The sequence below is a fragment of the Chryseobacterium wanjuense genome (assembly GCF_900111495.1).
Lineage (GTDB): Bacteria > Bacteroidota > Bacteroidia > Flavobacteriales > Weeksellaceae > Chryseobacterium > Chryseobacterium wanjuense.
Genome location: NZ_FOIU01000001.1, coordinates 1,888,378 through 1,910,697, shown reverse-complemented (window position 1 = coordinate 1,910,697; position 22,320 = coordinate 1,888,378). Strand labels below are relative to the sequence as shown.

General features: G+C 39.0%; 12 protein-coding genes. All 12 read left to right on the top strand.

Translation table 11 applies throughout. The annotated features are described in order from the left end of the window. The first annotated feature begins 84 nt into the window (after positions 1-84). The 12 genes from uxuA to BMX24_RS08525 all read left to right on the top strand — a co-directional run bounded on the left by uxuA (position 85) and on the right by BMX24_RS08525 (position 22,292). A complete protein-coding gene (gene uxuA, locus BMX24_RS08580; RefSeq protein WP_089791611.1) occupies positions 85-1,257 on the top strand; it encodes a mannonate dehydratase in 1,173 nt (390 codons plus the stop codon). Positions 1,258-1,317: 60 nt separating this feature from the next. After that, entirely contained in the window at positions 1,318-2,133 is an 816-nt protein-coding gene (locus tag BMX24_RS08575; RefSeq protein ID WP_089791610.1) for an SDR family oxidoreductase, read from the top strand. An 82-nt stretch (positions 2,134-2,215) separates the two neighbouring features. Beyond that, positions 2,216-3,934 (top strand): glycoside hydrolase family 43 protein, encoded by a 1,719-nt coding sequence (locus BMX24_RS08570; protein ID WP_089791609.1) that lies wholly within the window; start codon positions 2,216-2,218, stop codon positions 3,932-3,934. A gap of 85 nt (positions 3,935-4,019) precedes the next feature. Further along, positions 4,020-5,639 (top strand): glycoside hydrolase family 43 protein, encoded by a 1,620-nt coding sequence (locus BMX24_RS08565; RefSeq protein ID WP_228404748.1) that lies wholly within the window; start codon positions 4,020-4,022, stop codon positions 5,637-5,639. 74 nt (positions 5,640-5,713) lie between these two features. Then, positions 5,714-6,586 carry an alpha/beta hydrolase gene (locus tag BMX24_RS08560; RefSeq protein WP_089791608.1) on the top strand — a complete coding sequence of 291 codons (873 nt, stop codon included), beginning with the start codon at positions 5,714-5,716 and terminating at the stop codon, positions 6,584-6,586. A gap of 30 nt (positions 6,587-6,616) precedes the next feature. After that, positions 6,617-9,088 carry a glycoside hydrolase family 31 protein gene (locus tag BMX24_RS08555; protein ID WP_228404746.1) on the top strand — a complete coding sequence of 824 codons (2,472 nt, stop codon included), beginning with the start codon at positions 6,617-6,619 and terminating at the stop codon, positions 9,086-9,088. A 71-nt stretch (positions 9,089-9,159) separates the two neighbouring features. Beyond that, positions 9,160-10,551, top strand: coding sequence for a glycoside hydrolase family 43 protein (locus BMX24_RS08550; RefSeq protein ID WP_089791607.1), 1,392 nt, complete (start codon positions 9,160-9,162; stop codon positions 10,549-10,551). Between the two features lie 25 nt (positions 10,552-10,576). Beyond that, on the top strand, positions 10,577-11,944 hold the full coding sequence (locus BMX24_RS08545) for a glycoside hydrolase family 43 protein (RefSeq protein ID WP_089792840.1): 1,368 nt from the start codon (positions 10,577-10,579) through the stop codon (positions 11,942-11,944). 6 nt (positions 11,945-11,950) lie between these two features. Beyond that, the gene (locus BMX24_RS08540) at positions 11,951-13,894 is read left to right on the top strand and encodes a glycoside hydrolase family 97 protein (protein ID WP_089791606.1); all 1,944 of its coding nucleotides are present in this window, start codon (positions 11,951-11,953) and stop codon (positions 13,892-13,894) included. A gap of 161 nt (positions 13,895-14,055) precedes the next feature. After that, on the top strand, positions 14,056-16,587 hold the full coding sequence (locus BMX24_RS08535) for a glycosyl hydrolase 115 family protein (protein ID WP_089791605.1): 2,532 nt from the start codon (positions 14,056-14,058) through the stop codon (positions 16,585-16,587). A gap of 131 nt (positions 16,588-16,718) precedes the next feature. Then, complete coding sequence (locus BMX24_RS08530; protein WP_228404744.1) at positions 16,719-19,460, top strand: T9SS type A sorting domain-containing protein; 2,742 nt, start codon at positions 16,719-16,721, stop codon at positions 19,458-19,460. A 204-nt stretch (positions 19,461-19,664) separates the two neighbouring features. After that, complete coding sequence (locus BMX24_RS08525) at positions 19,665-22,292, top strand: beta-glucosidase (RefSeq protein WP_089791604.1); 2,628 nt, start codon at positions 19,665-19,667, stop codon at positions 22,290-22,292. Positions 22,293-22,320 lie beyond the last annotated feature (28 nt).

Below are 22,320 nucleotides of genomic sequence, written 5' to 3'. Positions count from 1 at the left end.
TTGGTTAATTTCACATTTATATATAGTTGGCAGGGCAGATCCTAAAATATCTGCCTTGTTTTTTAATTAAAAATTTAAAAGACGATGGAAAAAACCTGGCGTTGGTTTGGTAAAAAAGACAAAATAAAGCTGGATATGCTTCGCCAAATCGGAGTAGAAGGGATTGTTTCTGCACTTCATGAAATCCCTAACGGGGAAATCTGGTCGCTGGAGGCAATTAATGATTATAAAAATTACATAGAAAGTTTTGGACTTCGCTGGTCGGTCGTAGAAAGTCTGGCAGTAAGTGAAGCGATAAAATATGGAGGGGAAAACAGAGATGTATTAATAGAAAATTATATCCAAAGCCTTGAAAACCTCGGTAAAGCTGGTGTAACAACCGTTTGTTACAACTTTATGCCGGTTCTGGACTGGGCTCGGACAGATTTGTTTTATCAGTGGGAAGACGGATCGTCGTCCTTATATTTTGATAAGGCCAAATTTGCTTATTTTGAAATTCATATTCTGCAAAGAGAAGGTGCAGAAAACGATTATAATTCTGAGATTCTTCAAAAAGTAGAACAATTAAAAAATACTTTAACGCAGGAAGACAATGATGATTTAATAGACTCTATTATTGTAAAAACTCAAGGTTTTGTTAATGGAAATATTAAAGAAGGAGATCAAAATCCGGTAGCTATTTTCAAAAGCTTATTGGCTTTATATGATGGGGTTGATAAAAACCAGCTTCGTGAGAATATGAAATATTTCCTGGAAAAAATAATGCCTGTCTGTGAAAAATGGGGTATCCAGATGTGTGTACATCCCGATGATCCGCCATTCTCATTGTTGGGCTTACCGAGAATTGTGACCAACGAAGAAGATATAGACTGGTTCTTAAATGCTGTCGATAATCCTCACAACGGACTGACTTTCTGCGCAGGTTCTTTGAGTGCCGGTCTTCAGAATGATGTTCCGAAACTTGCCCGGAAATATGCCTACCGAACAAAGTTTGTCCATTTAAGAAGTACCAATGTTTTTGAAAACGGAGATTTTATCGAAGCCCATCATTTGGGTGGACGGGGAAAACTGATTGAAGTCATCCGCATATTTGAAAAAGAAAACCCGGATTTGCCGATGCGCATCGATCACGGAAGATTATTGACGGACGATATTGATAAAGGTTACAATCCCGGATACTCATTTTTAGGAAGAATGCTCGCTTTGGGGCAAATTGAAGGGGTAATGGCAGCCATACAAAACGAAATGTCAAATTAATGAACACAACCAAAGGGTTCAATATTATCATGTATAAATCATTATTGATCAATTATAAGTATGAACGAAATATTCAGCATAAAAGATAAAGTGGCCGTCATTACAGGTGCTTCAGGCGTACTCGGCGGAAGTTTGGCTAAAAGTTTTATTGAAGCCGGAGCAAAAATTGTTGCATTGGGAAGAAATCAACAGACAGTAGGCGCAAGGGTAAAAGAACTGAAAGATCTGGGTGGCGATGCATTAGCAGTGGAAGCCAACGTGATGAATATTGAAAGTCTTGAATCTGCTTCAAAAAAAATCCTCGAAAAATATGGTAAAATCGATATTCTTCTCAATATTGCCGGCGGAAATATTCCTGCTGCGACATTAGCTCCTGACCAGTGCTTTTTCGACATGAAAATGGAAGCCTGGAACGAAGTGACGGATTTAAACATCAACGGAACGGTTTACCCGAGCTATGTCTTCGGAAAAGTAATGGCAGAACAGGGAAGCGGTAGCATTGTGAATATCTCTTCAATGGCAGCATATTCCGCAATCACAAGAGTGGCAGGATACTCGGCAGCCAAATCTGCAATTACCAATTTTACACAATGGCTGGCCTCTGATTTAGCTTTAAAATACGGTGACAAAATTCGTGTAAATGCCATTGCTCCGGGCTTTTTCATCGGAGATCAAAACCGGGCGATTTTACTAAATCCGGATGGTTCTCTCACTGACAGAAGCAAAAAAGTAATCGCTAAAACACCCATGGGACGTTTCGGAAATGCTGATGAGCTCAACGGTGCCGTCCAATTTCTATGTTCAGATGCCGCAAGCTTCATCACTGGTGCATTATTGCCTATTGATGGTGGTTTCAGTGCTTTCAGCGGGGTGTAAGATGAGTCTTAGGATTAATTTTTAAAGACCAAAATCCGAAAATTAAATATATTAAAAACTAAATAATAATCTAAAATATACTATGAGACAGAGAATAATGAATCCGGTATTTTTAAAAAAGAAAACCATGCTGACGGCTGCTGTAGCTCTATTATTTTTTGACAGCATTTCAGGGCAGACCTTTTCAGACTTTTCTTATCGTGGAAATGATAAAATATATACAAACAATCCTTTGAAAGAGGATGAATTTTACTCTCCGATTCTCCAGGGATGCTATCCGGATCCAAGTATTACCAGAAAAGGAGATGATTATTACCTTGTAAATTCTTCATTTTCAATGTTTCCGGGTGTTCCCATTTTTACATCTAAAGATTTGGTCAATTGGAAGCAGGTGGGTCACGTTCTGGACAGGCCTTCACAGCTGAAAGTGGAAAAATCAGGCGTTTCACAAGGAATCTACGCTCCGGATATTAAATATAATAAGCATAATGATACTTTTTATATGATCACCACGCAGATTGCCAGTGGAATCGGGAATATGGTTGTGAAAACCAAAGATCCCGCAAAAGGCTGGAGTGAAGTGCAAAAGTTGAATTTTGATGGTATTGATCCTTCCATTTTTTTTGATGATGATGGTAAAGCGTATATCGTTCACAATGATGCGCCGCCGAAAGTAACCGAGCAGTACAACGGTCATCGTGTCATCAAGATGTGGGATTATGATTTGGAAAAAGACCAGGTAGTGGCAGGTTCAGATAAAATTATTGTGAATGGCGGTGTCGATCTTTCTCAAAAACCAATCTGGATAGAAGGGCCACATTTATATAAAAAAAACGGAAAATATTTTCTGATGTGTGCAGAAGGCGGAACTGGCGGTAATCACAGCGAAGTCATTTTTATGTCAGATTCTCCGAAAGGCCCATTTGTTCCTGCAATGAATAATCCTATTTTGACGCAGCGATATTTCCCCAAAGACAGAAAAGATAAAGTGGATTGGGCGGGTCATGCCGATCTGGTAGAAACTCCGAACGGTCAATATTACGGGGTCTTTCTGGCCATTCGTCCTAATGTAAACAACAGGGTAAACAGTGGTCGCGAGACTTTCATTCTTCCTGTTGACTGGAGCGGAACATATCCTGTTTTCCAAAACGGACTGGTTCCGATGAAACCAAAATTAAAAGTACCGGAAGGCGTAAAAAATCAGACCGGGCAAAACGGATTTTTCCCGAACGGAAACTTCACATACTCTGACAAGCTGACCGATAAAAATCTGGATTACCGATGGATCGCCATGCGCGGACCACGTGAAAATTTCATCAATATTTCTAAAAACGGGGTAAAAATAAATCCTTTTGAGACCAATATTAAAGCATTGGCACCGGTTTCGGCACTATTTCACAGGCTGCAGCACGAAGACTTTGAAACTTCTGTAACGCTGGATTTTAAACCGAAATCAGAAAAAGAACTGGCAGGAATTACCTGCTATCAAAGTGAACGATTCAACTATGTATTCGGAATTACAAAAAAAGATAAAGATTATTATATCGTTTTGGAGAGAACTGAAAAAGGAGAATCCAAATTGATTGCCAGCGAAAAAATTTCACTTTCAAAAACGGTCAGATTACAGGTAGTTGGTGAAAAAGATGAGTATAATTTTAATTATTCTTTAGATGGCAAAAACTTCAAAAACCTTGGAGGTTCAGTCTCCGGAGATATTCTTTCTACCGATGTTGCAGGTGGATTTACCGGAAGTCTGATTGGTTTGTACAGCACTTCGTCTAATGATATTGTACCTAATTAATATTAAAAATGATAAACAATCATCTGCCAAATCAGTAAAATAGACAAGAGAAAAAAATTAAATAACCAATCAAAATAGTAAAGCTTTGAACATTAAAAAATCATTTTATATAGTTTCTTTTTACGGATTTATCGGGCTGAATCTCCTTTCAGCCCAGATAAATCCTTCTCAGAAACAGCAGACAACAGCATTTACCAATCCCATTATTTGGGCAGATGCCCCGGATTTGTCGGTGACGAGAAGCGGTGATGATTTTTATCTCATAAGCACCACAATGCACCTGATGCCGGGAGCTCCGGTAATGCATTCCAAAGATCTTGTACATTGGGAAATGTCAAGTTATGTTTTCAATACACTTAATGACAATTCCAAATATGATTTGCTTAACGGTACGGTCTACGGTCGCGGACAATGGGCATCTTCCATCCGCTACCATGAAGGGAAATATTACGTTTTATTTTCGCCGAATGATGAGCCTTTCAAATCGTATTTTTATGTAACAGACAACCCTGAAACGGGCAAATGGAAGCTGATCACCAGAACCAGACATTTTCACGATGCTTCTTTGTTTTTTGATGATGATGACAAGGTGTATGTTTTCACTTCCAATAAAGTTTTTGAATTAAGTTCAGATTTTAAAGAAGTCATCGGAAATCCTGAAGGAACTGTAGTTTTTCAGAAAGATTCTACGGAAACCGGACTTTTAGAAGGCAATCAGATTATTAAAAGAAACGGAAAATATTATATGATGATGATTTCCTGGCCTAAAGGTGAAAAACGCCGCCAGGAAGTATACAGAGCAGATAAAGTGACTGGTCCTTATGAGAAAAAAGTTATTCTTGAAGACAACTTTTTAGGATTTTCTTATGCCGGACAAGGGGCTTTAATTGATGATAAAAACGGCAACTGGTATTCGCTTATTTTTCAGGATAGAGGCGGAGTGGGACGTGTTCCGATTTTGATTCCCGTACAATGGGAAAACGATTGGCCGGTTTTGGGAGATAACGGGAAAATCCCTTTGCATGGTGAAGTTCCGCTTCCTCCGTTTAAGCCTAAAAATAATATCGTAGAAAGTGACGAATTTTCAGATAAAAAATTGAAAATCCAGTGGCAATGGAACCATAATCCTGTAAACGAAGCCTGGTCTTTATCTGAAAGAAAAGGTTTTATGAGATTGAAAACGAGTCGGGTAGTGGATAATATGTACGCTGCTCCGAATACTTTAACGCAAAGAATGACCGGCCCGAAATCAAGTGCTGTTGTTGCTTTGGATGTAAAAGGAATGAAAGACGGTGATATTGCAGGTTTCAGCGCGTTCAACGGTGATTCGGGGTTGCTGTCTGTTGTAAAAGAAGGCAGTCAGAAATTTCTTACGTTTTCTACCAATGAAGTGAGTCTTGATAATAAAACAAAAGCTATTTTGGGGGTAAAAAAAGAAGAAAAAAAGCGTTTTCCTCTCACTTTAGACACAGTTTATCTTCGTATTGAAGCCGATTTTAACCTTGGAAAAGATCTGGCGGATTTTTCTTACAGCACCGACCAAAAAAACTGGACTGTCATCGAGAAGGGCTATAAAATGATTTTCGATTACAGAAGGTTGTTTATGGGATCTAAATTTGCGATTTTTAATTACGCCACAAAAAGTAGAGGAGGTTTTGTAGATGTTGATTTTTTCAGAATATCGGATTCCTCAACTGGAAAATAATACGTAAAGTAAAAATTGGATAAATATTTTTTTATCTAAATTAATAAGTGTAAAAAATACAAATAATAAAATTTATGAGAAATTCTGTCATATTTACATTAGGTTTAATCTTGTCAGGAATAGGTATTTCTGCACAAACTTTTGATAAAAAAGCTCCGCAAGGTTTTGATGTTGAAAAGAAAGAAATTCCCCATGGTAAAATTGATACCGTAACATACGAATCAAAAACGGTAGGAACCCAAAGAAAAGCTCTGATCTATACACCGCCGGGCTTCAAAAAAGGAACTCAATATCCGGTTTTGTACCTGCTTCACGGCATTGGCGGAGACGAAAAAGAATGGTTCAGGAACGGAACACCCCAAATTATTCTCGACAATCTTTACGCTCAGGGAAAATTAACTCCGATGCTTGTCGTTTTACCCAATGGAAGGGCGATGAAAGACGACAGGGCGACGGGTGATATTATGGCAAAAGATAAAGTGGAAGCTTTCGCGACTTTTGAAAAAGATTTGCTGAGTGATCTTATCCCTTTTATTGAAAAAAAATATCCTGTAAAAAAAGACAGGGAAAACAGAGCGATTGCCGGATTGTCTATGGGCGGGGGCCAATCCCTGAATTTTGGATTGGGAAATATCGACAAATTTGCCTGGGTCGGTGGTTTTTCTTCCGCTCCCAATACCAAAGAACCTCAACAGCTTCTTCCAAATCCAGCCAAAGCTAAAGAATTAAAACTCCTTTGGATTTCCTGCGGAGATCAGGACAGACTGATGTCTTTCAGCAAAAGGACAAGTGATTATCTCACAGAAAATAATATTCCTCACATTTTTTATGTAGAACCGGGCGGTCACGACTTCAAAGTCTGGAAGAATGATCTGTACCTGTTTTCTCAATTGCTTTTTAAGAATATCGACCAGCAGCAAATTTCTGTTCAGCTAAGGTCTGAATAACAAAAGCAGCCGGAAAAATTAATTCAAACCATGATAACGAGAATGAATGTTAAGAAAATAAAAGCATACATCATCACGGTCACATTAGTGTCTATGATGAACCAGAATATCAATGCGCAGTCATACAAAAAAACGGACACAGGATTAAGTTTTTCTGCGTCTACTATGAATGTGGAAGTGAAGTTTTATGGTCCTCACACAGTACGGGTTATCAAATATCCTACGGGAAAATCTTTTATTAAAAACAGCCTTTCTGTCATCAAGGAGGAGCAGAAAACAAAATTCTCTGTTACAGAAAATAAAGAAATTTTATCAATAAAAACAAATGATTTACAAATATCTGTTAATATAAAAAACGGGGAAATAGCTTATGCCACAATATCAGGAAAACAGCTTCTGAAAGAAAAAGGAAGTGATATTAAACCTTTTGATGATGCAGGAAATCCCACTTATTCTGTAACACAGTCTTTTCAGTTGGAAAAAGACGAACCGATTTATGGTTTGGGTATTCTTCAAAACGGAAAATTATCCCAACGTAATCAGGACATCAGGATGGTGCAGAACAATACCTGGGATTTTGTGCCTTTTTTTCAGTCTGTGAAAGGGTATGGTATTTTCTGGGACAATGTGTCTCCGACTCAGTTTACCGATACTATTCAGAAAACTTCATTTTCTTCTGAAGTGGGAGAAGGGGTGGATTATTATTTTATGTACGGAGGAAATGCTGACGGCGTGGTTGCTTTAATGCGCAACCTTACCGGAAATGTCCCGATGTTTCCATTATGGACGTATGGTTTCTGGCAAAGCAAAGAACGCTATAAAAGTCAGACTGAGATTGTGGATGTTGTAAAAAAATACCGTGATTCGAAAGTTCCTTTAGACGGAATTATTCAGGACTGGCAGTATTGGGGAAATAATTATCAGTGGAATGCGATGGATTTTATAAGTCCGGATTTTCCTGATGCCAAAAAAATGATTAATGACATCCACGGAATGAATGCGCATTTGTCTGTTTCCATCTGGTCGTCATTCGGGCCGATGACCAATCCTTACCGTGAAATGGATAAAAAAGGAATGCTTTTTAATTTTAAAACCTGGCCGGAATCCGGCAGAGAGGTCTGGCCTCCCGATATGAATTACCCATCCGGAGTTCGGGTTTATGATGCCTACAATCCGGAAGCCAGAGATATTTACTGGAAATATCTGAACAAAGGGGTTTTCAGTCTCGGAGTAGACAGCTGGTGGATGGATTCTACAGAACCTGACCATCTTAGCCAAAAACCGGAAGATTTAAACACAAAAACATATTTAGGATCATTCAGAAAGGTAAGAAATGCTTATCCATTAATGGCTGTTGGTGGTGTATATGATCATCAGCGGGCAACAACGAGTGACAAAAGAGTATTTATTCTCACAAGATCGGCATTCGCGGGTCAGCAGAGATATGGTGCGAATACATGGTCCGGAGATGTTAATTCTTCATGGGAATCTTTACGCAACCAAGTTCCGGCAGGTCTGAATTTTACCCTCACCGGAAATCCTAATTTCAATTCGGACATCGGCGGATTTTTCGCAGGAACATATAAAAAAGGCTGGAATGAAAGTTCAGGGTCAAAAAATCCGATGTTTCAGGAGCTATATGTACGCTGGCTGCAATACGGAACCTTTACCCCGATGATGCGTTCGCATGGAACTGATGTACCAAGAGAAATTTATCAGTTCGGGAAAAAAGGAGATGTTGTGTATGATGCGATAGAAAAATTCATCAGACTGCGTTACAGTATGCTGCCTTATATCTATTCCGTCTCATGGGATGTTTCCAAAAATCAGTCGAGTTTTATGCGGCCGCTTGCAATGGATTTTTCCTCAGACAAAAAAGTTTGGGATATCAATAATGAATATATGTTCGGAAAAGCATTTTTAGTTGCACCGGTTCTGAAGGCTCAATACACTCCTGAAAAAATAGTAAAAACCGATGAAAATGAAGGCTGGAATAAAAAAGATGAAATAAAAAAAGAGAATTCGGTTTCCAATATAGATTTTACTGAAAATAAAACCGTCAAAGTCTATCTGCCGTCCGGAACCGTATGGTACGACTACTGGACCGATGTAAAATACAACGGGGGGCAGGAAATTGAAAAAACAGTTAATATTCAAAGTATGCCTTTGTATGTAAAAGGCGGAAGTATCATCCCTTTCGGTCCCGATGTTCAATATGCTACTGAGAAAAAATGGGATAATTTAATCTTGAAAGTCTATCCGGGTTCAGATGGTGATTTTGTCTTGTATGAAGATGAATTCGACAATTACAATTACGAAAAAGGAGATTACACCGAAATACCAATGTATTGGAACGACAAATCACATACACTTACCATTGAAGCCCGAAAAGGAAAATATAAGGGAATGATTGACAAAAGAAATTTTGCGATTGTCCTTCCAAATGGTCAGCAGAAAACAGTGGATTATTCGGGTAAAAGTATGAAAGTAGTGATGAAATAACTGTAACTAATTGATCAGGTATCAATACGGACAGAGCAAATCATTAAATATTAAACTCAAAAAAACTAATTATGCTTAAGAAAACAGTTTTAAAATATACTTTAAATATAGGATTACTGGTTACAGGATTATTGTTATCTGCCCAAAATCCTATCATTCAAACCAAATTCACGGCCGACCCTGCTCCAATGGTTTACAGGGATACCGTTTTCCTCTACACGAGCCACGACGAAGATGATGCGTTCGGATTTAAAATGAAAAACTGGCTGCTGTACACCTCAACCGATATGGTCAACTGGACTGATCACGGTATTGTGGCTTCCCTAAAGGATTTCAAGTGGACTGATCCCGAAAATGGAGCCTGGGCGCCTCAGGTTATAGAAAGAAACGGCAAGTTTTATATGTATTGTCCGATGCCCGGGCAGAGAGGAATCGGGGTTTTGGTAGCAGACAGCCCTTATGGACCTTTTAAAGATCCTATTGGCAAACCGTTGGTGAAAAATTCCAGTGACGATATCGATCCTACGGTTCTCATTGATGATGATGGACAGGCTTATCTGTATTGGGGAAACCCTAATTTATGGTATGTAAAGCTCAATAAAGATATGATTTCTGTTGACGGGTCTATTGTAAAAGATCCATCGATTGCCAAAGTGAAAGGTTCTCCCGATCCTTTTCATTATCAGGAAGGTCCCTGGGCATGGAAACGAAACGGAAATTATTATATGGCGTATGCCTCAACGTGCTGTCCGGAAGGAATCGGGTATGCAATGGGCAAATCGGCAACTGGGCCGTGGGAATACAAAGGAATGATAATGGACAGCGACAAACGTTCCAACGGAAATCATCCCGGAATTATTGATTATAAAGGAAAATCTTATGTTTTCGGTTTCCATTACAATTTAGGGAAACAAACAATCAGCAAGCACTATGAACGCCGCTCTGTCTGTGTGAGCGAAATGATTTACAATGCAGATGGCACCATTCAAAAATTGCCTTTTTGGAATCCTGAAGGCGTAAAAAGAATTGCAGTTTTAAATCCATATCATAGGGTTGAAGCGGAAACCATTGCTTACAGTGAAGGTGTAAAAACAGAAGAAATGACCGAATGGGAAAGAAATAACCCTTACGATACCGGTAAAAAAATTACCGACCGAATCGTAGTTTCATCGATTAACAATGGAGATTATACCAAAGTTCAGGGTGTTGATTTTTCCAAAGGAACGAATCTCCTGGAAATATCGGTTGCCTCAATCAACGGGGGAACTATAGAAATTCATACCGATGCTGTAGATGGAGCGTTATTAGGAACTGTTCAGGTAACGGGAAAAGGCGAAGGTGACCTCTTCAAAACGATTAAATCTCCAGTGAAAAATATAAAAGGCATTCACGATTTGTACTTTGTATTCAAAGGAAACAAAGACCTTTTCTATTTCGACTGGTGGAAATTTAGCTCAAATTAAAGTGTTCATCATAGAAATATTTAAAATGAAGAATAATACCATAAAATGTATAATAAGTAGCTTATTGATAGGCTGCACAGGAATTTTAACTGCCCAAAATCCCATTATTCAGACCGCTTATACCGCAGATCCGGCTCCGATGGTGTATAACGATCGTTTATATGTCTATACAACGCACGATGAAGATGATTCTACATGGTTTACCATGAACAACTGGAAGGTATTTTCTACTAATGATATGGTCAACTGGACAGACCACGGCATTATTCTTTCCTACAACGATTTTGATTGGGCAAAACGTGATGCATGGGCAGCACAGTGCATCGAAAGAAACGGAAAGTTTTTTATGTACGTACCGATGATTTCTAAAACCAATAACAAAGGCGCAATTGGAGTTGCTGTTGCTGACAGTCCCTTTGGTCCGTTTCATGATCCGTTGGGAAAGCCATTGGTTCAGAGCGAATGGGGTGATATCGATCCTACGGTTTTTATTGATGACAATGGTCAGGCGCATATGTACTGGGGAAATCCCAAGCTTAAATATGTAAAATTAAATGAAAATATGATTTCCTATTCCGGCGATATTGTTGAAGTTCCGATGACCGAAGAATCTTTCGGTAAAAGAGAAGGAAATCCTGAAAGACCCACCAAATATGAAGAAGGTCCGTGGCTGTACAAACGCAAAAATTTATATTATCTTTTCTGGCCGGGCGGTCCGCTTCCCGAGTTTATCGGCTATTCTACGAGCAAAAGTCCACAAGGTCCTTGGAAATACGGCGGAATCATAATGCCTGCGGAAGGAAAATCCTTTACCAATCATCCCGGAGTTATTGATTTCAGAGGAAAAACATATTTCTTCTACCACAACGGTGCATTGCCGGGCGGAAGTGGATTTACAAGATCAGTAAGCGTTCAGGAGCTTAATTTTAATAAAGATGGTTCTATTTCACCTTTTAAAATGACCAACGGTATTACGGATGCCATTGGAACCATTAATCCTTATTCATTCAATCAGGCGGAAATGATAGCCTGGTCAGAGAATATAAAATCTTATCAGAATAAAACAGCGGGAGTTTTCATTAAAGCAAAGAAAAATGGCGCTTACACCAGTGTAAAGAATGTTGATTTTGGAAAAGATGGCGCATCATCTTTTTCTGCCCGTGTTGGAACTACACATAACAGCGGTGTCACAATGGATGTTCATCTAGACGGTTTAAACGGACCGGTTGCCGCCACCATAAAAGTTCCTCTTACCGGTGGAGATGATCGATTTGAAACAGTTACGACTAATCTATCCAACAAAATTACAGGCATTCACAATCTTTATTTCGTGTGTAATGGTAAAGCGGAAAAAGATATCATGTTTTTCGATTATTGGATGTTTTCAAAATAATTTAAAATGAAAAAAGGAACACTTATATTTCTATCATTAATAATTTTCTGTCTTTTATCAGAAATTAAAGCTCAAGTTGCTGAAATTTCCAGTCCGGATGGCAAATTGAAGCTGAATGTATTTTCAGAACAAGGAAAAGCATTATACTCTGTAAGTTTTCAGGGAGAAACAATGCTCGACAAGTCTCCGTTGGGGTTGATCACCAATGAATCTGATTTTTCTAAAAATTTAAAATTCATCAACAGCAAAAAAGATGTTGTTTCTAAAAAATACAGCAACAAAAAAATAAAAAAATCTGAAGTTGAGTATAAAGCCAATACTTTGATGGTCAGCTTTATGAATGCAGATCAGTTCGGTCTTGAAATTGAGTTTCAGGTTAGCGATAATAATATTGCTTTCCGTTATGAGATTCCGTCAATGAAAGACCGTTTCAGTGCGGTGGTAGAGTCGGAAGTTACCGGATATAGATTCCCGACACAGACTACGACATTTCTCTCACCGATGATGAAGCCGATGACCGGTTTCGCCCGAACAGCGCCAAGCTACGAAAGCGGATACAAAGCGGATGCGGAATTGGGAATTAAAGCCGATTACGGTTACGTTTTCCCCGGACTTTTCCATGTCGGAAGCGGTAACTGGATTTTGCTTTCGGAGACTGGCGTGACGAGTTTGTACTGCGCTTCACATCTCAGCACTACTTCAGAAAAGAATCTTTATCAGGTAGCCTATCCAAATATGGCGGAAAACAACGGTTTCGGAAGTTCCGGAGCAGCACTTTCTTTGCCCGGAAAAACACCGTGGAGAACCATTAGCATTGGAGATTCGTTGAAACCGATCGTGGAAACTACGATTCCTTTTGATGTGCTGGAACCGCTTTACGAGCCTTCGCAGGAATATCAGTTTGGGCGTTCTACCTGGAGCTGGATATTATGGCAGGATGCAAGTATGAACTATGATGATCAGGTGAAATTCATAGATCTTGCTTCTTCTTTACAATATGAATTTATTTTGATCGATGCACTTTGGGATAAAAATATAGGGAAAGAGCGGATGAAACAACTCGTTCAGTATGCGAAATCCAAAAATGTGGGTGTTATGCTTTGGTACAATTCCAACGGAGCTGCCAACGATGCACCGATGGGACCAAGAAACAAAATGAGCAATGCCGTAGAAAGGAAAAAAGAAATGAAATGGCTAAAGGAAACTGGCGTAAAAGGCCTGAAAGTCGATTTCTTCGGCGGAGACAAACAGGAAACCATGCGTCTGTACGAAGATATTTTGTCTGATGCTAATGATTTCGGATTAACGATTATTTTCCATGGCGCCACTTTACCGCGAGGCTGGGAAGTGATGTACCCGAATTATGCGGGAAGTGAAGCCGTTTTAGCTTCGGAAATGCTCTATTTCTCAGAAGATGTCCGTAAGCAGGAAGCGTTCTTTGCAACCTTACATCCGTTTATCAGGAATACGGTCGGAAGTATGGAATTTGGCGGCACTTTTCTCAATAAATTTTTAACCCAATCAAACAAGGATAAAAATAAAAGACATACAACAGACGGATTTCAGTTGGCTACTGCCGTGTTATTTCAAAATCCCGTTCAGATGTTTGCAGTAATGCCGAATAACCTGGCCGATGCTCCAAAATTTCAGATTGATTTTATGAAAGATGTTCCGACACTTTGGGATGAGACGATTTTTATCGACGGCTATCCGGGGAAATATTCGGTCATTGCAAGAAGGCATCAGGATACATGGTATGTTGCCGGGGTGAATGCAGAAAAAACGGTTAAGAAACTTAAACTCAATCTCCTGATGTTAGCAGGCAAAAATGTCGAACTTATTAATGATGATAAATCCGGAACCACATTTACAAAACAGATTTCTATCAATAAAAAAGGAGTATACGAAATTGAAATTCAGCCGAATGGCGGTTTTGTGTTGAAGAATTAATGCAGGAATAATTTGGGCAGCTTTATCCGCCCTCCGTTCCCGCTTTTTTGTTCCGCTTCGCTCCACAAAAAGAGCTCCACTCAGGTCGGGCTGCGTGCGATTCGCAACTGATAAATGTTAAACTTAAACCTTGAAGGTTTCAATCAGATAAAGATAAGATTATGAACAGATTACCTATACTATTTTTCTTTGTACTGTTGTTGGGTGCTTTTGGTAATGTACAGGCAACCGAACGGTTTATCACGACAGAAAAAACCAATGATGTTATTCTTCTGAAAGACAAATCTGTCAGAATTTCCCTGTATGCAGATGCTCAGATGGATGCAGGAATTATGAGAGCTGTAAAGAACCTCCAAGCAGATTTTCAGAAAGTTACAGGCGAACAACCCAACATTCTGAATCAGATTTCCGGAATGACTTCTCCTTTAATTATTATCGGAACTGTCGGAACAAAATCTGTGATCGATGATTTAATCAGACAAAAAAAAATCGACGGGAAATCATTAATCGGTAAAACAGAAAAATATATTATCCAGAATATCAGCAATCCATTTCCCGGAGTTTCAGAAGCTATTGTGATTGCCGGAAGTGACAAAAGAGGAACCATCTACGGAATTTATGAAGTTTCGCAGCAGATTGGCGTTTCACCCTGGTATTACTGGGCGGATGTTCCGGTTGAAACGAAAGAAAATTTATATTTTAAAAAAGGAATATATACCGATGGAGAACCTGCTGTAGAGTACCGCGGGATTTTCCTGAATGATGAAGAACCATCTCTTGGTGGTTGGGCTAGAGCCACTTTTGGCGGTATTAATTCAAAATTTTACGAAAAAGTTTTTGAATTGATCCTTCGCCTGAAAGGCAACTACCTTTGGCCAGCCATGTGGGGAAAAGCATTTTATGACGATGATGCTTTGAGCGGGCCATTAGCCAACGAAATGGGTATCGTAATGGGAACTTCTCACCACGAGCCGATGGCGCAGGCGCAGACCGATTGGCACCGGTATATCAAAAGAAATAACCTCCCGAATGTCTGGGATTATTCCAAAAATCCCAAAGTATTGCAGGAATTCTGGAAAGCAGGAATCGTAAGAAGTAACAGCTGGGAAAAACTCATTACCGTTGGAATGCGTGGCGATGGCGATGAAGCAATGGGAGAGGGAACCAATATTTCTTTACTCGAAAAAATCGTAAAAGACCAACGCAAAATTATTGCTGAGGTAACCGGTAAGAAAGCGGATAAAACACCTCAGGTTTGGGCTTTATACAAAGAGGTTCAGGATTATTACGATAAAGGCATGAGGGTTCCGGATGATGTTATTTTGCTGTTTTGCGATGATAACTGGGGCAATGTGAGAAAGCTTCCGGATCTTTCAAAACCCTTGCATAAAGGCGGTTACGGAATATATTATCATTTCGATTATGTAGGTGGACCGAGAAATTCTAAGTGGATTAATATCAGTCCGATTCAACGGGTTTGGGAACAGATGAATCTTTCTTACGAACATAAAGTCGACAAAGTCTGGGTAGTGAATGTAGGCGATCTAAAGCCGATGGAATTCCCGATCAGTTTTTTCCTTGAAATGGCCTGGAATCCCAAACAGTTTAACGCTAAAAATCTTTTGGAATATACCGAAAAATGGGCTGCACAGCAATTTGGCGAGAAACATTCAAAGGAAATTGCCCGAATGATTAATCTTTATGCCAAATATAATCGAAGAGTTACCCCTGAAACACTTGACAGCAAAACATTCAGCCTTGAAAATTATCATGAATTTGAGACGGTACTGAATGACTACAGAGCACTAGCAGTGGATGCATTACGTTTAAAAGACCAGATTCCGGAAGAATATCAGGATGCCTATTATCAGTTGGTTCTGTACCCAATCGACGCATGCAGTAATTTATATGAAATGTATTATGCAGTGGCCAAAAATAAAGAACTGGCTGGCAAAAATGATATTCAGGCGAATTTCTACGCAGATAAAGTGAAAGAATGTTTTGAAAGAAATGCTTATCTCGACAATAAATATAACAATGAAATTGCCAAAGGAAAATGGACGCATATGATGGATCAGATGAAGATAGGATACAAAGCCTGGTTCGACGGAAAAGTAAATGTAATGCCTGACGTAATCTATATCTCCGAAGCAACTGCCACTCCGAAAGATAAAATATTTGCAGAAGAAAACGGCTATGTTTCCATTGAAGCGGAAAATTTTGCGAGGATGAATAATTCCGACAGGATTCATTGGGAAGTGATTCCTGATTTCGGGAAAACAAAATCCGGGATAACGACTTTTCCCCAGAATGCCTACCCGAAATCCGATGAAAATATCTATCTGGAATATGATATTAATTTTAAATCTAAAGGTGAATTTGAAGTTCAGCTGCTTTTAGCTCCGACTTTAAATTTCAACCATAACAAAGGATTGCGTTATGAGATTTCCTTCGATGGAGGAAAACCTGAGACCGTCAATTTCAACGGACATTACCGTGGAGAATTGGGAAAATGGCAGTCGGAACACATCATTAAATCAGTGACAAAACATCAGATTTCACAACCGGGCAAGCATACACTAAGATTCAGGGTTCTGGAGCCGGGAATTGTGTTAGAGAAAATACTGATTGATACGGGAGGCCTTAAACCAAGTTATCTGGGAGCTCCTCAAAGTGATTATTCAGAAAAATAAATGAAGATGGTAATTGTTGAAAACTGATGACTGAAAGGTATAATGAAGCAGAGAATTTTTCAGTGAAAAAATGGAATATTAACCTATTCATTAGACATATTTTACATCAAATTTAAAACAACTTAATTACTATGAAAAAGATCTTCAAACGTATACTTGTAATGATTACAGGTATTGCCATTTCAGTGCAGCTGAATGCCCAAAATGTGCAGGCAAAAGTGAAAATTGACAAGAGTATTGCTTATCAGAAAATAACTGGCTTTGGCGGTTTTGTCTGTAGTCCTCAATTCGGCTACAACCACATGACTACCACAGAGATCCAGAAACTCTGGGGTGCAGGCAGTGTAGGAGGGTATAATATCATGCGCCTTTATATTCCCGAGCAAAGCAGCAACTGGGGTGTGGCTCTTGCAACGGCTCAGTTGGCAGCATCTATGGGAATTAAGATATTCGCCAGCCCTTGGACCATGCCCGCAGAATGGAAAACCAATAACCATGTGAACGCAGTATATACCGATACAAACGGAATACAGCAAATCGGGTATCTTAAGCCGGAAAAATATCAGGATTATGCTCTTTATCTCAATAGTTTTGTGACCTATCTGCAGGATAATGGTGTGACATTGGATTACATATCCATACAAAATGAACCTGATGAAATGGCACAGTATCAGGGATGTATCTGGACGCCGACGCAAATTGCAAATTTCGTTAAAAACTACGGCCACCTTATCAACTGTAAGGTAATCGCGCCGGAAAGCGTTGGTTTTACAGATAATTTTGCCAATGCATTCTTAGATCCTGCAGTAATGGCGAATTTTGAGGTGTACGGAGGGCATCAGTACGGTTCGATGCAGTCTGTTTACAAGCAGTTTCAGAATTATAATAAAGAAATATGGCAGACAGAATATCTGATTAACTGGAATTCTTCAAGCAGCCAGACTCCAAGAGATTTTATCTGGAATACCGATGGCTTCACTTTTGCAAAAAGTGTCAATAATGCATTGCTTGGAAATGTAAATGCGTGGATTCATTATGCCTCAAAAAGATTTTACGGACTGATGGGAGATGGCTCGTACGGAACAGTTGCCGGGGAAATGACCAAAAGAGGATACATTTTATCCCAATATGCTAAAAATACCACCGGAAAAACCAGAATTGATGCCAAATGGGAAACCTCAGGCGGAACTTTGGAAGGCTCTTCTTATATTTCACTGGACGGAAACCAGATCACCCTTGTTGTTATCAACTCTTCTGCAAACACCTTTGATCTTAAAGTTGATCTGCCGTTTTTTACTGCTTCAGGAGTACAGACAACCACGTCTCAGTCCTTGAATATGGCTTCATTACCTTTTTCTTTCAGTACGGCGAGTTTTCGTCCTACGGTTCAGGTGAGCCCTTCGAGTGTAATGACTTTTGTGTTTAATAAAAGTGGCGACAGACCGGTATCATTAATGACGGGAGGTGATGTTCATTATAATAAAATTGAAAGTCAAGTTCCGACCAATTCGGCGTTTGGTACTAATTATCAGCTGAGCGGAAAAACAGTTACCTTCTATAATTCTACTCCATTGATAAGTTCAAATACCGATGCCAACAATGGATATTTAAATCTTGATGACCGTTACAACAAATTAATTTTTAATGTATTAAATTATACAACAACCAACTTGCCGACTTCATCCAATACAACATTATATTATGTTGATACCAACGGTACGGTAAGATCTCATAATTATGGAAGTATAGCATTTCCTGCTCCGGGTTCAGGAAGTTTCAATCTTGTGTTTGATATTTCCAGAACGGTTCTTCCGTATGGCTGCAAAGGAATTATTGGGCTGAGAAGTGGAAATTACAGTTCTATACTGACCCTTACTTTAGGCGATGTTTATTTCAATGTAGGCAATGAAAGAGCTTCAAAATTTGCAGCGGCATATTCGCTTACGGACAGCAATCTTATGGATGCGCTGGAAAATGAATTCTATACATCCATTGATTTCCGGGATGTTACAGGAAACACATCGGCAGATACCTGGAACACTGCTTCTTCCAACCGCAACAGTATTTTTTATGTGAACGGAAGTGTGAGCAACAATAATGTAAATGTAGTTTCCGGCAATTCTTGTCAGAATCTTAGTCTTTCAGATTTAGGTAAAGATTTTCAGGTTCCGTTTGCTTTTACAGCAAGTTCCGCAACATATACAAGAACTTTCAATGGATACGGGATCGTTCTTTTACCTTTTCAGTCGGCCATTCCTTCGGGAGTTACAGCGTACATGATGCAGCCCGGTTCTGGGACTGTGGTATGTTCACCGATTTCCAATGGGGTAATTCCTGCCAATATCCCTGTGCTAATCAATGCGACAGGAAGTAAAACATTCACAGGATCGGGTGCTGTATCTACCCCAAAAGCAATTACTGTTAATCAGATCAACGGTGTTTATCAGTCTATAAAAGTTGCTGCGGGAGGATATGTACTGAAAACAGAAAGCGGCGTTACAGGATTTTATAAAGTAACGGCAGGAAATGAACCGATAATCAGTTCGTTCCAGGGATATCTTACTGAAAATAATACATATACTGATAATTTTCTTCCTTTGAGTTTTATGACGCTTAAAGTTGACAATGCAACAGTGACAAAAAATGATATTATCCTTTATCCAAATCCTGCAAAAAATGAAATTTTTATTGATTGGAAATGGTCTGACGGAGTATATTCAATTGTTGATGCAAAAGGGAGTACAGTTTCTTATAACGCAAAATTGACCAATGGTAAAAACAGAATTGACATTTCAAAACTTCCTGCGGGGATGTATTTTATTGAAATTTCCGGGTTAGGAGAAAACATCAAGACAAAATTTATAAAGCAATAACCTTAATCATATTCAATTAAAACTTGCTTTTAATAAGGTTACCGGTTCATTCCGGTGACTTTTTTTCTTTATAATTTATAATTAAGTGTAATTTGTACATTTATTAAAAATAGAATCTTATATTTGTCTTTATCACATGGTAAAGAAATATTCGATAGTAATATTTAAGTTAATTTAATTTAAAACTGCTTTAATATCAATTATATGAACAAAATTTTATTAACGGTATCAGTAATAATCTATGCTTTCAGTTTTGGTCAGAATTACAAATATCCGTTTCGGAATCCCGATCTTCCGGTTGAGAAAAGGATTGAAAATCTCTTAGGATTATTAACTGTCGATGAAAAAATCGGCATGATGATGGATAATTCCAAAGCTGTTCCCAGACTCGAAATTCCCGCTTACGGATGGTGGAATGAGGCACTTCATGGTGTCGCAAGGGCAGGAACGGCTACCGTTTTCCCTCAGGCGATCGGATTGGCAGCAACCTGGGACGTTCCGGAACATCTCAAAACTTTTGAAATGATCTCTGACGAAGCCCGTGCAAAATATAATAAATCTTTTGAGGAAGCCAACAAAACCGGACGTTACGAAGGTCTTACTTTTTGGACTCCCAACATTAATATTTTCAGAGATCCTAGATGGGGAAGAGGCCAGGAAACGTATGGGGAAGATCCTTACTTAACTTCTGTTTTGGGAGTTGCTGCCGTAAAAGGCCTGCAGGGCAATGATCCGAAATATTTTAAAACCCACGCCTGCGCCAAACATTTTGCCGTTCACAGCGGCCCGGAATGGAACCGGCATTCTTACAACGCCGAAATTTCCAAAAGGGATTTGTATGAAACCTATCTTCCGGCCTTCAAAGCATTGGTTTTGGAAGGAAATGTAAGAGAAGTGATGTGCGCCTATAATGCATTCGATGGTCAGCCTTGTTGCGCGAACAATACGTTGCTTAATGAAATCCTTCGTGGTAAATGGAAATACGACGGAATGGTCGTTTCAGACTGCTGGGCTTTGGCCGATTTTTACCAGGAAAAATACCATGGAACGCATCCCGACGAAAAAACAACCGCTGCAGATGCCCTAAAACATTCAACAGATTTGGAATGCGGAGATACTTACAATAATCTTAACAAATCTCTGGCAAGCGGATTAATTACCGAAAAAGATCTCGACATTTCGATGCGCAGAATCCTCAAAGGCTGGTTTGAATTAGGAATGCTTGATCCTAAATCTTCCGTTCACTGGAACAATATTCCTTATTCTACGGTAGATTCTAAAGAACATAAAGAACAGGCATTGAAAATGGCTCAAAAGTCTATTGTACTGATGAAAAATGAGAAAAATGTTCTGCCTTTACATAAAAATATTAAAAAAATTGCCGTTGTAGGTCCCAATGCCGATGACGGAATTATGCAGTTGGGTAATTACAACGGAACACCTTCTTCCACGGTAACGATTTTAGACGGAATTAAAACAAAATTTCCAAATGCTGAAATCATTTACGAAAAAGGAACCGAGGTGGCAGATCCATCATCCAGAACATCTCTCTATCAGAATTTTGTAAGCCAGAAAAACGGTGAGAAAGGAATGAAGGTTGAGTTTTTTAATAATAATGAATTTAAAGAAAAACCAGTCAATACTTCGGTCAATACAACGAGGATTACCTACAGCAGTTTTGGGGGGACTCAACTTGCGCCGGGAGTTGCCAGAGAAAATACGTCAGCAAAAATATCAGGTATTTTTAAAAGCAGTTATTCTGGTGAAGTGATATTTTCTGCTGCAACATCGGATATTTATACGCTTTTGATTGACGGAAAAGAAATTGCGACAAGAAAAGGGCCGGATGCAAGACATCCTTCTGAATTTCCGGTGAAAATGGAAAAAGGGAAGGAATACCAGATAGAGCTTCGACACAGCCAAAAAGGAAAATATGTAAGCATTGATTTCGATGTGTACCGAAAAGATCCGGTGAATTTTAATTCAGTAAAAGAAAAAGTAAAAGATGCTGAGGTAATTGTTTTTGTCGGCGGATTGTCCCCGAGCCTTGAAGGGGAAGAAATGATGGTTAATGCAGAAGGTTTTAAAGGTGGTGATAAAACTTCAATAGAGCTTCCGAAAGTTCAGCGTGAACTGTTAGCAGAATTAAGAAAAACAGGAAAACCTGTTGTGTTCGTACTGTGCACGGGAAGTGCGCTCGGTTTGGAGCAGGATGAAAAAAATTATGACACTTTGGTGAATGCCTGGTACGGAGGACAATCCAGTGGAACCGCTGTTGCCGATGTTTTAGCGGGAGATTACAACCCATCCGGAAAATTACCGATTACTTTTTACAAAAATCTTGAGCAATTGGATAATGCACTTTCAAAAACAAGCAAGCATCAGGGTTTTGAGAATTATGATATGAAGGGAAGAACCTATCGCTATATGACCGAAGATCCTTTATATGCATTTGGTCATGGTTTAAGCTATTCAAAATTTACCTATGGTAATGCTAAATTGAACAAAAACAGCATTAATGCTAATGAGAATATCACGATAACGATTCCGGTTAATAATGTTTCGGAAAGAGATGGCGAAGAAGTGGTGCAGGTGTATGTGAAAAGAAATAATGATCCTTTAGCGCCCGTAAAAACGTTAAGAGCTTTTGAAAAAGTTTTGATTAAAGCAAAAGAAACAAAAAATATCCAATTGACTGTTTCAGAAGATTCATTCAAATTTTATGATGAAAAAGCGGATGATTTAGTTTCAAAATCAGGAGATTATACCATTTTCTACGGTGGAACTTCAAAAAGCTCAGCATTAAAAAGTATCCAGTTGAAAGTTAAATAATGACGGATTACCATCATTAAAATTTAGC